Origin of the sequence: Marinobacter salinus, from assembly GCF_001854125.1 — a bacterium.
Taxonomy (GTDB): Bacteria; Pseudomonadota; Gammaproteobacteria; order Pseudomonadales; family Oleiphilaceae; genus Marinobacter; species Marinobacter salinus.
Window position 1 is genome coordinate 1,682,318 of sequence record NZ_CP017715.1, and the last position, 16,239, is coordinate 1,698,556.

At 56.5% G+C, this 16,239-nt stretch carries 14 protein-coding genes; 8 read left to right on the plus strand and 6 right to left on the minus strand.

Annotated features, from left to right (window positions below; genetic code table 11):
• Positions 1-67: 67 nt before the first annotated feature.
• The 3 genes from BKP64_RS07705 (at position 68) to BKP64_RS07720 (ending at position 2,340) form a co-directional block, all read left to right on the plus strand.
• Positions 68-319 carry a type II toxin-antitoxin system Phd/YefM family antitoxin gene (locus BKP64_RS07705; protein WP_012137510.1) on the plus strand — a complete coding sequence of 84 codons (252 nt, stop codon included), beginning with the start codon at positions 68-70 and terminating at the stop codon, positions 317-319.
• On the plus strand, positions 316-570 hold the full coding sequence (locus BKP64_RS07710; RefSeq protein ID WP_008938367.1) for a Txe/YoeB family addiction module toxin: 255 nt from the start codon (positions 316-318) through the stop codon (positions 568-570). The genes BKP64_RS07705 and BKP64_RS07710 overlap by 4 nt, the downstream gene beginning before the upstream one ends.
• Before the next feature lie 783 nt (positions 571-1,353).
• Positions 1,354-2,340: an integron integrase gene (locus BKP64_RS07720; protein ID WP_070968145.1), complete on the plus strand. Its 987-nt coding sequence runs from the start codon at positions 1,354-1,356 to the stop codon at positions 2,338-2,340.
• A 47-nt stretch (positions 2,341-2,387) separates the two neighbouring features.
• Here BKP64_RS07720 and BKP64_RS07725 read toward each other — a convergent pair whose 3' ends face one another.
• Positions 2,388-2,735, minus strand: coding sequence for a 4a-hydroxytetrahydrobiopterin dehydratase (locus BKP64_RS07725; protein ID WP_070968148.1), 348 nt, complete (start codon positions 2,733-2,735; stop codon positions 2,388-2,390).
• A 127-nt stretch (positions 2,736-2,862) separates the two neighbouring features.
• Here BKP64_RS07725 and imuA point away from each other — a divergent pair, with 127 nt between their 5' ends.
• Genes imuA through BKP64_RS07740 form a run of 3 tightly spaced genes read left to right on the plus strand, consistent with a single transcriptional unit; the run spans position 2,863 to position 8,097 of the window.
• Complete coding sequence (imuA, locus tag BKP64_RS07730) at positions 2,863-3,552, plus strand: translesion DNA synthesis-associated protein ImuA (protein WP_070968151.1); 690 nt, start codon at positions 2,863-2,865, stop codon at positions 3,550-3,552.
• Positions 3,553-3,559: 7 nt separating this feature from the next.
• Complete coding sequence (locus tag BKP64_RS07735) at positions 3,560-4,978, plus strand: Y-family DNA polymerase (protein WP_070968153.1); 1,419 nt, start codon at positions 3,560-3,562, stop codon at positions 4,976-4,978.
• Positions 4,978-8,097, plus strand: a complete 3,120-nt coding sequence (locus tag BKP64_RS07740; RefSeq protein WP_070968156.1) for an error-prone DNA polymerase — start codon at positions 4,978-4,980, stop codon at positions 8,095-8,097. The genes BKP64_RS07735 and BKP64_RS07740 overlap by 1 nt, the downstream gene beginning before the upstream one ends.
• A gap of 53 nt (positions 8,098-8,150) precedes the next feature.
• On the opposite strand, the gene BKP64_RS07745 is transcribed toward BKP64_RS07740, so the two are convergent.
• The 4 genes from BKP64_RS07745 to dbpA form a co-directional block, all read right to left on the minus strand.
• Entirely contained in the window at positions 8,151-9,473 is a 1,323-nt protein-coding gene (locus tag BKP64_RS07745; protein ID WP_227515535.1) for a sodium ion-translocating decarboxylase subunit beta, read from the minus strand.
• Positions 9,474-9,487: 14 nt separating this feature from the next.
• Positions 9,488-11,275 carry a sodium-extruding oxaloacetate decarboxylase subunit alpha gene (gene oadA / locus BKP64_RS07750; protein ID WP_070968163.1) on the minus strand — a complete coding sequence of 596 codons (1,788 nt, stop codon included), beginning with the start codon at positions 11,273-11,275 and terminating at the stop codon, positions 9,488-9,490.
• 40 nt (positions 11,276-11,315) lie between these two features.
• Positions 11,316-11,567, minus strand: a complete 252-nt coding sequence (locus BKP64_RS07755) for an OadG family protein (protein WP_070968166.1) — start codon at positions 11,565-11,567, stop codon at positions 11,316-11,318.
• A 222-nt stretch (positions 11,568-11,789) separates the two neighbouring features.
• A complete protein-coding gene (gene dbpA / locus BKP64_RS07760; RefSeq protein WP_070968167.1) occupies positions 11,790-13,163 on the minus strand; it encodes an ATP-dependent RNA helicase DbpA in 1,374 nt (457 codons plus the stop codon).
• Between the two features lie 106 nt (positions 13,164-13,269).
• Here dbpA and BKP64_RS07765 point away from each other — a divergent pair, with 106 nt between their 5' ends.
• Positions 13,270-13,806 carry a DUF2058 domain-containing protein gene (locus BKP64_RS07765; RefSeq protein ID WP_070968170.1) on the plus strand — a complete coding sequence of 179 codons (537 nt, stop codon included), beginning with the start codon at positions 13,270-13,272 and terminating at the stop codon, positions 13,804-13,806.
• A 137-nt stretch (positions 13,807-13,943) separates the two neighbouring features.
• Positions 13,944-14,378, plus strand: coding sequence for a hypothetical protein (locus BKP64_RS07770; RefSeq protein WP_070968173.1), 435 nt, complete (start codon positions 13,944-13,946; stop codon positions 14,376-14,378).
• An 86-nt stretch (positions 14,379-14,464) separates the two neighbouring features.
• Here BKP64_RS07770 and BKP64_RS07775 read toward each other — a convergent pair whose 3' ends face one another.
• Positions 14,465-16,180, minus strand: coding sequence for a choice-of-anchor F family protein (locus tag BKP64_RS07775; protein ID WP_070968175.1), 1,716 nt, complete (start codon positions 16,178-16,180; stop codon positions 14,465-14,467).
• Positions 16,181-16,239 lie beyond the last annotated feature (59 nt).

Consider the following 16,239-nt stretch of genomic DNA (forward strand, 5'->3'; position numbering starts at 1 on the left):
CCGATTGTTAAATCCTCTGACGTACGGTATCCTGACCATGATCAACATCCTGTACAGGAGCAACCTTATGGATGCCATCAGCTACACAGCCGCTAGAACCAATCTAGCAAAAACCATGGAGCAGGTCTGTGAAGACCATTCCCCTGTGATCATTACCCGGAGCAAGTCCCAGTCAGTGGTTATGATCTCCTTGGAGGACTACGAGGCGCTGCAAGAAACGGCATACCTTCTGCGCGCACCGAAAAACGCACGGCGTTTGCTGGAATCTGTTGCCGAACTAGAGCAAGGCGGTGGTCAAGAAAAGGAACTTCTTGAATGAAACTCATCTTCTCTGAGAACGCCTGGGAAGACTATCTGTACTGGCAGAAAACCGACAAAAAGATTCTTAACCGAATCAACAAGCTGATTAAAGAGACCAAGCGAGAACCGTTCGAAGGTGTTGGCAAACCAGAGCCCCTCAAGCACAGCCTCGCAGGGTACTGGTCTCGCCGAATCAACGAAGAACACCGAATAGTTTACAAAGTCACGGATGACGCTTTGCTTATCGCCCAACTCCGGTATCACTACTGATTTAACGATACATGTTCACGTGCCGGAGCGAAGCGCAGGTCGCGTGCAACGTGTTGTTAAACGGAACGTCCAGAAAGACTGTCATATTGCTCTTAGTCACAGGCCACTCCATACCCGGAAGACAACCCTGGAAAGGTATCAGGCCAATGGTCAGCGCGGGCAACCAAGACGAGAAGGCACGGAACAAAGGCGACCACGATCGCGGATTGATCGGCTTTCCCTCAAGAGCCGGAGCAGACGGATCAAGCCGCGACTTATCCGTCTGCTCCGGCTCTTGAGGGTAGCAGGGAGAGCGCTCAACGGCGATCCGCATTATTTGTTTTCTTGCACACGATCCCAGATGCAAAATGATACTGTTTACTTATACAGTGGTATACCGCTAACCTACGGTGAAACGGCAAGAAAACCTTTGCACCCTCACCCACCGCTTTAACAGCTAATTATACGAACGCGTTCGTATATCACCCGTTCGCAAAACTCCGGTCAAACTTCCCCGAACTGGGGCCCAATTCTTCAGTAAAAAGAGCATCTTGAGCACCAATTACCACGGCTACCGCCGGAGTTATACGCCCGTTCCTGAGCCACTCCTGCTCCTAGCCATGGGCGTATAACTCCGCCCTTCGTGTTCCAACTTTCAACCCTATCAGATAGTTATCTTCATTTCTCATGTGATGTTTTGGAGTTTTGCGAACGCGTTCGTATAACTCCGCCAAACATCAGCTCCTTGACTTTGGCTAACACCAAGATACTGTATATAAAAACAGTATTTAAGGATGACTGGATATGGATATCCCCACCCCGATACCTGCGCAACCAACCCGGTTTTTGGACAAGGTTCGGAGTTTTTTACGTCTGCGAGGTATGGCGTATAAAACGGAGAAAACCTACCTCTTTTGGATCAAACGCTTTATCCGCTTCCACGGCCTCCAACACCCTGAAGCTATGGGCTCTGCAGAAGTCGAAGCATTTCTGTCTCATCTGGTTTTGCAGGAAAACGCCAGCGCCTCTACCCAGAGAGTCGCTTTGAACGCATTGGTATTTTTATATCGGGAATTCCTGAGCCAACCTCTGGACGATCTGAAGTTCGAGCACTCCAGAAAGCCAGTAAAGCTTCCAACGGTATTCAGCGCGGAAGAAGCCAGGTCCGTTATTCGCAATCTGAGCGGAGACTACAAGCTTGTTGCCATGCTTCTCTATGGCTCTGGACTGCGTATCAATGAAGCCCTGCGCTTAAGAGTCAAAGATGTTGATTTTGATATGCAGCAATTGATTGTTCGAAGCGGCAAAGGTGCTAAAGACCGAATTACGCTACTGCCGGACCGCCTCGTGGAGCCGTTAAAGCATCAGATTGATTCCGCGCTGCATCAGCATAAGGCAGATCTGTTGAAAGGATTTGGCTTTGTTTATCTTCCAGCGGGCCTTGCACGCAAATATCCAAATGCCAGTCAGGAGACCGGGTGGCAGTATATCTTTCCCGCGCAGGAGCTTTCGATGGATCCTCGTTCAGGCATTCGAAGGCGGCATCACTTGCTGGATCGAACTGTTCAAAAGCACTTTCGTCGGGCTATTCAGGCGGCTGGCATCCGCAAGCTTGCAGGGAGTCATACCTTTCGTCATAGCTTTGCCACACGCTTACTTGAGGCCGGCTATGATCTCCGCACCATTCAGAAGTTGCTCGGCCATTCCGACGTACGCACCACCGAAATCTACACTCACGTTGTCCGCAAGGGGGGCTTTGGCGTACGCAGTCCTGTCGATGAGGGGTTCTAGACCTCCGGAGGGAAAGCGGCGGAAACCGGGTTCCGCCGCGATCAGGGTTATTGCATATCGTTGAAGGCAGCGTCTGTTCTTGCTGCCAGGATGAAGTCATTTTTGTGCAGGCCGCCAATTTCGTGGCTCCACCAGCTTACCGCGACTCTTCCGTACTCCAGAACAACCACGGGATGATGGTCTTCGGCTTCAGCCAGGTCGCCAATCTTGTTGGTGAATTCCAGAGCCTTAACAAAGTTTTTGAGTTTGTAGACCTTATGAAGCCGCTCTTCTCCGTCAATGTTCAGAATTTCCCAGTCCGGAACGTCTTTGTGCAGCCGCTGCTTTTCTTCCTCGGTCGCTTTGGGGGCGTTTGGGCTGCAGGCTTCACAGCTGTGCGCTTTCAGGTCACTCATTTCAACCTCCATGGTTGATGGCTGTACTACAAGCGTGGGTTGTGCCCTTTGCTTTATCAACCCTTCCCTTGAAATCCGGCCACTTTCAGAATACTGTATATTTAAACAGTATTTTGAGAGTCTTCCCATGAGCGAGCTTCTGAACACGCTGATGCAGGATGCCCGTGTCTGGCAGGGACACCGGCATATGCAAACCACCCAGCCGGCGGAACCAACCGGCTACCAGGTACTGGATAACCAGCTCGGCGGCCTGGGCTGGCCCAAGGGCGCCCTGAGCGAATGCCTGCTGGACACACCCGGCATTGGCGAACTGCATCTGCTGCTGCCATTAATGCAACGGCTGTCCCATAACGGCAAAACCGTGTTCTGGCTAAATCCACCGCACACTCCCTACGCCCCTGCCCTGGCACGGGAAGGCGTGAATCTTGATCAGGTAGTGATGATCCACACCGAAGACGAAGGCGATTTCCTGTGGACGCTGGAGAACTGCCTTCGTTCACCGGTAACAGGACTGGTGATGGCCTGGCCGGGCAAGCTGGCCTCCCGGGAAGTCCGGCGCCTGCAGCTGGCTGCAGAGGCCGGCAGTAATGTGTGTGTGCTGTTCCGTGAGCGCCGCTACGCCGGGCAGAACTCTCCGGCCGCGCTTCGCCTTGAACTGGAACCCGGAGACCAACAGGACCTGAAGGTGAATGTGGTGAAGCGCCGCGGCAGCTGGCCCGGTCAGCGTTGCTCGCTGGCCATGGCCCACAGGGCGGACCTGTCTTTCCGTGAGGCCCCTCGCGTGGTTCAAGGCCCCTGGCCCGATTCAGCCCGGTAGTTTCATCATGCTCTGGTTGTACCTGCACTTTCCTCACTTGTTACTGGACCATATCCGGCGCTCGCGCGAGGGTACAGATGCACTCGTCATCGTCGAAGGTTCCGGTCAGAAGGTGATACAAGCCTGTCCGGAAGCCCGGGACCAGGGCGTACATGCTGGCATGCGCCTGAAAACCGCCATCAGTCTGGTGCCGGAACTGGGCATGGTGCGGGCAGACCACCAGCAGGAAGCCCGGATCCTGGAGGATCAGGCCCGCTGGCTGTACCGCTACGCCGCCCACATTGTTCTGGTGCCACCCGATGGTCTTCTGGCGGAAATCGGGAGTTTGCAGCGGTTGTACGGCGGCCTGCCGGCGGTCTGGCAAACCGTGGAGCAGGCTCTGGACGAGCGCCAGCTTACAGCCTGGCCAGGCATAGGCCATACGCCACTGGCAGCTCGCCTTGTCGCCAGGGCCGGCAAGGGAGAATGCACATCTGACCAAGGGCATATTTTCCGTACCCTGGGCAGACTGCCCCTGTTAGCTGCAGAGTTTGGTGTCCGTACCTGTACCCGTTTGCAGCGATTGGGCCTGAATACCCTGGGGGAGGTCTTTGATTTGCCAGCAGCCGAACTCGCCCGGCGGCTGTCTCCGGAAACCCTGGCCCATGTGCAGAAAATCCAGGGCGCCCGGTCAGACCCACAGTCCCCCTGGCAACCGCCACACCACTTCCGGCAGCAGGCAGACTTCGTGCAGGAAATTGAGCAGTCACAGGGGTTGCTGTTTCCGCTGCAGCGTATTCTGTCAGAGCTGGAGGAAGATCTGTGCTGGCGCCAGCAGGATACCGACAGCCTGCTACTGGTACTCCATCACCGGCATGAAGCGCCTACGCGCCTGCGCATCCGAACCTCCGGGCCGGAGCACCGGTCAGAGGCGTTTCTGAACCTGATCCGCCTGCGCTTTGAGCAACAGCCATTAAGGGCTCCGGTAATTGCTTTGCTGTTATCTGTGAAGCGGTTTCTGGGGCGGGAAGCCACAGCCGGGCAGGATCTTCTGGGTGAAACTCAGGATCTGAACGAGGCCTGGCACACCCTGATGAGTCGCCTGCAGGCCAGGCTTGGCGAAAATGCCCTGAAGCAACTGACACCCCAGGCGGATCATCGCCCGGAACGGGCCTGGAGTGCTTCTGAAATCCAGCGGCACAGCCAGCCAGCGACCACGGCGAACAACTCGCTTCCCCGCCGCCCCCTATGGCTTTTACAAGGGCCACAACCCCTGACGGAAGCCCCGACAGTCTGGTTTTCCGGGCCGGAACGGATCACCGGTGGCTGGTGGGACGGCCAGCGGGTGCACCGGGACTATTACATTGCCCAGCTGCACAATGGTCAGCTGGCCTGGGTGTTCCGGGATGTGCGGGATGGCTGGTTTGTGCATGGGTGGTTTGGCTGATGGGCGGGAATTCCTACGCGGAGCTGTTCTGCTTCAGCAATTTCACCTTCCTGACCGGGGCATCCCACCCCCAGGAACTGGCAGAGCGGGCGTCGGAGCTGGGGTATACCGCCCTGGCCATCACCGACGCCTGCTCTGTGGCCGGCATTCCCCGGGCCTGGGCGGCATTGAAAGAGAGCCCGGTAAAACTGATCACCGGCAGCTGGTTTGAGTTACAGGATGCCCCGCCTGGCGCCAGCACACCCCGGTTTATTCTCCTGGCCCGTACCCGAAAAGGCTATGGTCAGCTCTGCCAGATGATTACCACCGGGCGCCGCCGGGCAGAAAAAGGCCAGTACCAGCTGTTCTACCGGGATGCAGAAACCCACGCCCTGGAGGACTGTCTGTGCCTATGGCTGCCGCCCTCACCGGTTCAGGCCGATGCCGATCAGGCTTTGGCCTGCGGCGAATGGCTGCTTCGGCTATTTGAACATCGCCTCTGGATAGCCGCCGCCCGCACGTTGGAATCCGGCGAGGAACAACAACTAGCCCGTGCCCGCTGGCTGTCTGAGCAGTTACATTGCCCGATCACCGCCACCGGCGAGGTGCACATGCATGGCCGGAAGCGCCAGCCTCTTCAGGATGTGCTCACTGCCCTGCGCAACCATACCAATCTGGAAAACGCTGGCCACTGCCTGTTCCAGAACGGTGAGCGCTACCTCAGGCCTCTGCCGGTGCTGCAACGCCTGTTTCCCGACGCCTGGCTGAAGGAATCCCTGCGGATTGCTGAACAGTGCACCTTCGAGCCCGGCAGCCTGCGTTATGAATACCCACCGGACCTGGTACCGGAGAATGAAACACCGGCGGCTTACCTGAAGCGACTGACCCATGAAGGCGAACGGCGACGCTTTCCGGGCGGCACACCGCTGACCGTTCAGGCGCTGATTCGCAAGGAACTGGGGCTGATCTCGGAGATGAAGTACGAGCACTACTTCCTCACCATTCATGACATCGTTGCCTTTGCCCGCAGCCGGGGCATTCTCTGCCAGGGCCGGGGCTCTGCCGCCAACTCTGCCGTGTGTTACTGCCTGGGCATCACGGAGGTAAACCCGGCGCGGGTGGAGCTTCTGTTTGAACGGTTCATCTCCAAAGACCGCAATGAACCGCCCGATATCGACGTGGATTTTGAGCACGAGCGCCGGGAAGAGGTTATCCAGTACATTTACCGGCGTTACAGCCGGGAGCGGGCGGCGCTGGCCGCGACGGTGATTCGCTACCGCCCCCGCAGCGCCATCCGGGATGTGGGCAAGGCGCTGGGATTCGATCCGGCGCTGGTGGAGCAGTTACTGGAAGGTATCGACTGGCGGGACAAAGCCACTGGCTGGCGCCAGCAGGTTCTGGACAAGCGCCTGACCCGAAACCCGAAAGTCGCCGATCAATTCTTTACCCTGGTGAATACCCTACTCGGCTTTCCCCGCCACCTGTCCCAGCATGTAGGCGGTTTTGTCATCAGTTCCGGGCCGCTGGCTGAACTGGTGCCGGTGGAAAACGCCGCCATGGCAGACCGTACGGTTATCCAGTGGGACAAAGACGACCTGGAAAGCCTGGGGCTGATGAAGGTCGATGTTCTTGCCCTGGGCATGCTGTCTGCCATCCGCAAAGCACTGGATCTGATCAGCGAAGAAAAAGGCCGGCCCTTCCGGATGCAGGACGTTCCCCAGGAAGACCGAGCGACTTACGCCATGCTGCAGAAGGGTGACAGCATCGGGGTGTTTCAGGTGGAATCCCGGGCCCAGATCAACATGCTGCCAAGGCTGAAACCGGAGACCTATTACGATCTGGTGATCGAAGTCGCCATCGTGCGACCCGGCCCCATACAGGGCGACATGGTTCACCCCTACTTGCGGCGCAAGCACGGTCTGGAGCCGGTGGATTACCCCAACGACGCCATCCGAAAAGTGCTTGAGCGCACCCTGGGTGTTCCCATCTTTCAGGAGCAGGTCATCAAACTGGCCATGGTCGCAGCCGGTTTCTCCGCCGGTGAGGCCGACCAGCTTCGCCGCGCCATGGCCGCCTGGAAGTCCCACGGCGACCTGACCCCGTTCCGGGAAAAGCTGGTTACCGGTATGCTTGAACGGGGGCACGGTGCGGACTTTGCCGAACGGCTTTACCAGCAAATTTGCGGATTTGGCGGCTACGGCTTTCCGGAATCCCATGCTGCCAGCTTTGCGCTACTGGTGTATGTCTCCGCCTGGATCAAGTGCCACTACCCGGCCGCCTTTTACTGTGCTCTGCTCAACAGCCAGCCCATGGGCTTCTACTCCCCGTCCCAACTGGTTCAGGACGCCCGCCGCCACGGCGTGGCCGTGCTGCCAGCAGACATAAATCACAGCCAGTGGGACCATACTCTTGAAGGCCCTGACCAGAAGCTTCGGCTCGGCCTCAGGCTTATTCAGGGATTATCGTCCGGCGGCGCAGAACGCCTATGCCAGCTGCGGCCAGAGCAGGGTTACCGTTCCGCCAGCGAACTGCGCAGGCTGGCCGGCCTGAACCAGAAGGACATGGAACTGCTCGCCGGCGCCAATGCCATGCCCGCGTTCGCCGCCAACCGCCATCAGGCCTACTGGCAACTGTTGGGACATGAACAGCCCACCAAGCTGTTCGCAGAAGAAGAGAACGAAGACTACGCCCCGGATACCTGTGACCAGCTGCCAGAGCCCACCGAAGGCCAGAACGTCCTGGCCGACTACGCCAGCCAGGGCCTGACCCTGCAACGCCACCCGCTGGCACTCCTGCGGGAACAGGGCCATCTGCAGTTCTGCCTCAGCGCCGAGCAGCTCAAAGCCACCAAAGCCGGCATTCCGGTTCAGGTGGCAGGCCTCGTTACCGGCCGCCAACGCCCCGGTTCCGCCTCTGGTGTCACCTTTGTGACCCTCGAGGACGAAACCGGAAACGTAAATGTGGTGGTATGGCTGGAAACCGCCCGGCGGCAGCGGAAACCGTTATTAACCGCCCGGCTATTACATGTAAAAGGCGTACTGGAAAGAGAGGGAGATATTGTTCATATCATGGCAGGCAAACTTTCGGACCTGAGCCATCTCATAAAAACGCTCCCGGTCAGTTCCCGGAATTTCCATTAAAAAAACCCCGCCAGGCTTACACCGGGCGGGGTTTCAGTGCAGCAGAGGAACGATCAGCTAAGCAGTTTGATCATCACACCGGCAGCTACCGCAGAGCCGATAACACCAGCCACGTTCGGACCCATGGCGTGCATCAGCAGGAAGTTCTGCGGGTTAGCTTCCAAACCAACCTTGTTGGATACCCGCGCTGCCATCGGCACCGCAGATACACCTGCCGAACCAATCAACGGGTTGATCTGCTCCTTGCTCAACTTGTTCATCAGTTTCGCCATCAGAACACCCGAGGCCGTTCCTACACCAAAGGCGACGATACCAAGGCCCAGAATACCCAGAGTCTGGGGATCGAGGAACTTGTCAGCCATCAACTTGGAACCAACCGACAACCCGAGGAAGATTGTAACGATGTTGATCAGCGCATTCTGGGCTGTATCGCTCAGACGCTCAACCACACCACACTCGCGCATCAGGTTACCGAAGCAGAACATACCCAGCAGCGGCGCTGCATCAGGCAGGAACAGAACCACGGCAATCAGCACAACCAGCGGGAAGATGATCTTCTCCTGCTTGCTCACCGGGCGCAGCTGGGACATCTTGATTTTGCGTTCTTCCGGCGACGTCAGAGCCTTCATGATAGGCGGCTGGATCATTGGTACCAGCGCCATGTAGGCGTAGGCAGATACCGCAATTGCACCAATCAAGTGAGGCGCCAGCACACTGGACACGTAGATGGACGTTGGGCCGTCCGCACCACCGATGATACCGATCGCAGCTGCTTCCAGAATGGTAAAGTCCAGGATACCCAGCCAGTCCAACAGAGCTGCGCCGAGCACCGTACCAAAGATACCGAACTGGGCTGCAGCGCCAAGCAGCAGTGTCTTCGGGTTCGCGAGCAACGGTCCGAAGTCAGTCATGGCGCCCACGCCCATGAAAATCAGCAGCGGCCCAACGGTGCTCCCGATAACCACGGTGTAGAAGTTGTACAGCATTCCGTTACCGTAACCAAAGTCCTGCGCCAGGCCGTTGGCCATAGCAAGCTCGGCGGAACTGGCTTCTTTATACGCGTACTTGAACGCGTCCATGACCTCAGCCGTTACCACCTGGCCAGACTGATAGGACACATCCAGTGCACTCGCAAGCGCCGCAAGAACCTCTGGCTTGGCCATATGGATTGCATTTTCCGCGGCAGACAGAGCGAGCCCTGCCTCCGGAATGTTCGCCAGAATACCGCCAAAGCCAATTGGCACCAGCAGCAACGGCTCAAAGCCCTTGCGAATCGCAAGGAACAGGAGAAGAAAGCCGATGGCAATCATTACCACCTGACCAATTTCAATGTTGAACAGGCCACTGCCCGTCCACAACGTCATTAATTTATCCATGGAATGCTGGCCCTTTATGCGATTGTCAGCATTTCATCATCAGGGGAGACGGCATCACCGACCTTGATGAAAACTTCACCGATAGTACCGGCCTTAGGTGCGCGAACCTCGGTTTCCATCTTCATGGCTTCGAGGATAATCAGCACATCGCCCTCTTCAACAACGTCACCCGGCGATACCAGAATCTTGAAGATATTGCCGCCCAGAGGGGCAACAACTGGCTCACCATCACCCGCTGCAGGCGCAGGAGCCGAAGACGCGGCAGGCGCAGAAGCAGCACCGCCCTCGCCCTGGATTTGGGTGATTTCGCCACCTTCGGACACCGCCACCACAAACTTATTGCCATTGACTTCAACGGTGTAAGTCTCGGGGCCGCCGGCCTTCTTCGCAGGTGCCACATCAGCAGCGCTCGGAATCGGCTCAAAGGCATCCGGATTATCGCGATTTTCGAGGAATTTCAGGCCAATCTGCGGGAACAGAGCGTAAGTCAGCACGTCATCAACGGTGTTTTCCGCCAGTTTGATGCCTTTCTCTTTGGCCAGCGTCTTCAGCTCGTCGGTCAGTTTGTCCATTTCCGAGTCAATGAGGTCGGCGGGACGGCAAGTGATCGCTTCTTTGCCATCCAGAACACGCTCCTGCAACTCCTTGTTGAACGGCGCTGGCGCGGAGCCGTATTCGCCTTTCAGGATTGCGGAGGTTTCCTTGGAGATAGACTTGTAACGCTCACCGGTCAGAACGTTCAGCACCGCCTGGGTACCAACGATCTGGGAAGTCGGAGTCACCAGCGGGATGTAACCCAGGTCTTCGCGAACCTTGGGAATCTCAGCCAGAACCTCATCAAACTTATCGCTCGCGTTCTGTTCTCTCAGCTGGTTTTCCATGTTGGTCAGCATGCCACCAGGCACCTGAGCAATCAGGATACGGGAATCGGTACCCCGGAGGCTGCCTTCAAATTTTGCGTACTTCTTGCGGACTTCGCGGAAGTAACTGGCAATTTCTTCAAGCAGGTTCAGGTCAAGGCCGGTGTCACGGTCAGTACCTTCAAGAATGGCAACAACCGCCTCGGTGGGCGAGTGGCCATACGTCATGCTCATGGAGGAAATGGCCGTATCCACGTTATCGATACCGGCTTCCGCTGCCTTGATGGCTGTGGCGGTAGACATGCCCGTGGTCGCATGGCACTGCATGTGAATCGGGATATCCAGTTCTTTCTTCAGGCGGCTAACCAGATCAAAGGCCACGTACGGTTTGAGAATACCCGCCATGTCCTTGATGGCAATGGAATCCGCCCCCATGTCTGCGACTTCCTTCGCCAGCTCAACCCACATCTCAATGGTGTGCACCGGGCTGGTGGTATAAGAGATAGTGCCCTGCGCATGCTTGCCGGTCTTGCGAACGGCCTTGATGGCGGTGTCCAGGTTGCGGGGATCGTTCATCGCGTCAAAAATACGGAACACGTCAACGCCATTTTCGGCGGCACGATCTACAAACCGCTCGACCACATCATCCGCGTAATGGCGGTAGCCCAACAGATTCTGGCCACGCAGCAGCATTTGCTGCGGAGTGTTGGGCATAGCCTTTTTCAGTTCGCGGATACGCTCCCAGGGATCTTCGCCCAGGTAACGGATACAGGAGTCGAAGGTGGCTCCACCCCAGGATTCCAGGGACCAGAAACCGACTTTGTCGAGTTTCTCGGCAATGGGTAGCATGTCATCAAGCCGCATACGGGTGGCAAGCAGGGACTGGTGGGCGTCACGCAGGATAACGTCCGTAATCCCCAGCGGTTTCTTCGTGTCAGTCATCGTGTCAGCCTTCTGTTTAAAGGTTCTATCTTTTACCGGCTCACTTCTTGTGGCGGGACCGGAATTGTGCAATCGCCTTCTTGATGGCCTCGGCGGTGTCAGGGTCGACCGACGCGGGCGCCTTCGGCTTGGCACGTGGCGTTCTGGCCGGGGTTGCCGGCTCTGGCGGCGCAAACCGGGAGATCAGTTTGGACATGAGCAGTGTTGCGAACACCAGAACCACCAGGAACGCAAACACAAACCCCATACCGGCAATCATGAGATCTACGGCTTGTGACATCAGGTCATTCATATCGAATAGCTACCTGTATTGGTTTGTTGATTTCCCCGAGTTGTCTGGCCGGACCACTTAGACTAAAGTCTCAGCACTTTCCGTAACAAATCGGGAGGCAAAATCCTGCGTAATTTACCGTTTTAGATTGTCCTGAGCAACCTAAATGCGAATTACTATACGCGCTTTCCGAGGCGCGACGCCCAAGTGACCTGCCGCGCTCAACCCCATCATGCTAACGATTCAAGCATATCGAACGCGTATTTTCCGACCTTTGACCCGCCCACTTTCCAATCGTTTCAACGCCTTCGCCGCGTAATCCTTGTCAATTGCTACGAAGCACTGAAAATCAAATAGATCAATTTTTCCGACAGCGGAACCCGGGATTCCGGCCTCACCCGTCAGTGCACCCAAAACATCGCCCGGGCGGACTTTTTCTTTCCTGCCACCGGCAATACAAAGCGTTTTCATGGCCGGGTAGACAGGCTGCTGAGGCGTCGCCATCAGAGCTTCCGTATCCCCCCATTCCGCCGCACGCCCACGATCCGATTCCAGACGACTGATCTTATGGCCCTTGGACGGGGTGCACAGGGTTATGGCAAGCCCCTGCTCGCCCGCGCGCCCGGTCCGGCCAACCCTGTGGGTATGCACTTCGGAATCTCTGGCAGGTTCGGCATTGATAACCAGTGGCAGGGATTTGATGTCCAGCCCCCGCGCGGCCACATCCGTTGCTACCAGGACCGAGCAACTCTGATTGCCAAAACGGACCAGCACACTGTCCCGTTCCCGCTGCTCAAGATCCCCGTGCAGAGGCAAGGCCGAAAAACCTCGCTGGCTGAGCCCTTCGGCCATCTCGTCACATTGTTGCTTGGTGGTACAGAAGACAATGCACGAGGAAGGCTGATGCTTGGACAGCAAGGCCATAACAGCATCGGTGGTGGCCCCTGGCGAAATCTCGTAGAAAAGCTCACGAATGTCCGGATTGCCCTGCCCTGATTCGGCACGCACATCGACCGGATCCTGCTGGTAACGGGCACTGAGTTTTCGGATGGATTCCGGCCAGGTGGCCGAAAACATCAGGGTCTGGCGGGTTTCCGGCGTTTGCCCCAGGATATCCTCCATGGCGTCCTCAAAGCCCATGTCCAGCATTCTGTCGGCTTCATCCAGCACCACAGTCCCGACGCGATCAAGCGTGAGCGTGCCTTTGCGAAGGTGATCCTGGATCCGTCCGGGCGTCCCCACAACAATATGGGCACCATGGCTCAGGGAGCCTATCTGGGGGCCAATGGACACACCACCACACAACGTCAGCACCTTGACATTGTCCCTGGCCCGGGCCAGCTCTCGCAGCGCTTTGCTCACCTGATCCGCCAGCTCACGGGTAGGACAGAGAATCAGGGCCTGCACCGCGAACAACCTGGGATTGAGATGCTCAACCAGCCCAATCCCGAAGGCGGCGGTTTTGCCACTACCGGTCTGCGCCATGGCAATCACGTCACGGCGCGCCAGGCATTGCGGCAAGGCCTTGGCCTGAATTTCAGTGGGGTGCTCGAATCCCAACTGCTCCAGATTGGAGACCATCGCAGGGGAAAGACCAAACTCTTTAAAGGAAGGCATACAAGAAAATCCCGGAATCAGCGGCTGCTGGTTATGAAGGCAAAAATGAGGGCGTATACTACACGCACAGGATACCAGAATTTGCCAATAATTAACGGAGTTACTGATGGCGTCCCTACAGGATCAGCTACTGAAAGCAGGCCTTGCCGACGAGAAGAAGGCCAAGGCCGTTCGAAACGAGAAACGCAAACAGAGAAAACAGCAACCCAAAGGTACGGAGCAGGTTAATGAAGCCCAGATCCGTGCCCGCCAGGCCCGGGAAGAGAAGGCCGAGCGAGACCGCGAGCTGAACCGGCAACGCCAGCAGGAAGCGGAAAAAAAGGCCATTCAGGCGCAGATACGCCAGCTGGTGGAAACCAACCGACTGGACCGTAGCAGGGGCGATACCTCCTATCAGTTTGTCCACGACAAGAAGATCAAGAAAATTTTTGTCGACGACACCATGGTGGATCAGCTGTCCCGTGGTCGCCTCGCTATTGTTTTCGTGAACGATGCCTATGAGATTGTGGCAGAGGGTGTTGCCCGGAAGATCATGGAGCGCGATAAAAGCGCTGTTGTAGTTCTCCATGACCGCAAAACAGACGACGTGGGTGACGACGACCCGTATGCCGGTTATGAGATTCCGGACGATCTCATGTGGTAGACCTCCGAACGCCTTCGGACCAGATTCCTTTTTGATCTATCTGTCCGGTCAGCGGACATAAGTACTAATCATCACTCCCAATCTGATGACGCCGTACTACACTCAGGTTATATCCATATAACGAAAGGGGATTAACCATGAGTATGAAAAAATCGCTGATCTCGATAGCAGGCGCCACCTTACTTACGTCCCTGGCCAGCTTACCGGTAGCCGCCCAGTCCAACGAACAGGTATTTGGTCGGGAACTGATGACCCAGCAGGAGTTGCAGGAACACCGCACAACCATGCGTAACCTGAACACCGATGCCGAGCGGGCCCGGTATCGCCAGCTGCACCACGAACGCATGCTACAACGCGCCCGTGAGCGTGGGGTTGAACTGAATAACGGCATGGGGAAAGGGCCAGGCAAAGGCATGGGAGCGGGCCAGGGTATGGGTTCCGGACAAGGCATGGGTTCCGGACAAGGCATGGGTTCCGGACAAGGCATGGGATCTGGTCAAGGTATGGGCAAAGGCTCAGGGGGTAACGGCAAAAACCAGGAGTATAAGATCAAGGGGTCCGGTAACCAGTAACCCGGATTCACTTTTCACAGTTACAAAAAAAAGCGGGGCTGATTATCAGCCCCGCTTTTTATTTGCGCCTTTTAATGGCAGATGGTTCAGGCGTTGCTGAGACGCTTGCGCGCCCACAAACCACCCAGGGCCATCAGGACCATGCCCGGCAGTACCGGATCAAATGGCGAGCCCGGCGCACCGGCAGAGCAGCCAAAGATCGGACCGTCACCGGCAGGCGTTGGCGCCTCTGGCGGAGTTGGTACTGGAATGGCGGGCACTCCAACCGCATCATTCAGACCTGTCACACGCAGAGTGAAGGTACAGTTTGTATCCACACCATCGCTGGTGCAGGTTGGCCAGTTCAAAGTGAAGGTGTCGGCCACACTGATGGTGGTATTGATATTGACGTTCGCCAAATCTTCAACGGGGCCCTGAACATAACCGGGTTGCCTGATGAGACCAGTTGTTGCATCGGGCGGGCCGCTAATATTGAGCATTTCAGTTAATGTCAGTGTTGAACCATAGGTCTCCACGTATGCTGCAGCAATATCATACAGCTCGGTATCAGGATTCCAGGTGGCGACCAAAGCATCACTGTTATCGGCGTCAATTACAGTCACCGGTTTATTAGCCCAGTCGGCGAAGGCATCAATGTTTACAGCCTCGCCATCGATCAGAACATTGAATGTTCCGTCGTAAAGGCCAGAAGCCGTCGACTGCACAAGTGAAATCGCATCGGGAACATTGTTGTCGGGGTCTTCTTCGCCCAACGTATCAACGAGGGGCAGAACGTCGCCAGCCACAGCAGGATTGAAGCTGCCGCTGTTCGGGTCCCATTCTGCCGCGGAAATCTCGGCAGTCCCGGCATCACCGTCATGGTCAACCGTCACAGCCGGATCGAATACCTTTTCAAATGTCTGCCAATCGGCCGCACCGGGAGCACCATCGTCCCAAGCAAGCAGGATGGAATCGTTCGCCGGGTTGCCATCATGATCGATGAACCAGCCGGTCGGCACTGAGCTGAGGGTACGCCAGTCACCAAACAAGTCCTTGTACTGACTCGGAACATTCGTGTCAGTCTCAGTTGTATCCTGATTGGAGGCGGTCGCTCCTGATTCAATAAACTCTGCAACGCTTGTGTTAAAGAACGGCAGGCCTTCGACCTTGCTGCCGCCAAACAAGCCTCCGGGGAATTTGCCCAGATTTCCTATCGTGAGTTTGTCGGCACCGTCAAAACCGAATGAAAGACCGTCGTCTGCAGTAGACGCACTGAAGGCGTTACCTACACCGAAACCGGTCTCAAATCGGAAGGCGTTCAAATCCCCTCCAACGCTATTGGTGCCATCCGTCAGGTTCGACAGCTTGCCAATAACCCGGTAGAGCTTCGGCTCAGCCCCGGGCGACACATTAAATACCAGATCAATCGGACCATTGGTCTCGGTTGATTTCAGCTTGAAGCGTTTACCCGAGTCGGGGGGAGCCTGGCAGTTCTTTTGGGGAGGATCCAGAAGCTGACGATCCGGTTGCGCCATGATGCAGCCCGCGAAGTCATAGGTATTCTGGGCGGTAAATGGCTCGTTATAGACTCTGATACCCAAGCCCAAATTACCAAAGTCATTTACGGGATCAATCCAGCCAAAAGTGCCGGTTCCCTCAGTATCGGTATAAACCAGGGTTTTTCCTTGGACAGGGGGAACTGCAAGGTTGTCCTCATTGACGCTATCGATCGTTGCCGCCGAAGCTGCCTGCGACACTCCCAACAACGAAAACACTATCGCGCTAACAAGCGGTTTTCTTGAGAATTTAATTCCCATTTTCATTGGATTTTCTCCTTGACACCTTAAATCAGGTCCTCTCCGACCTTTCCTGCCTAGAGTAT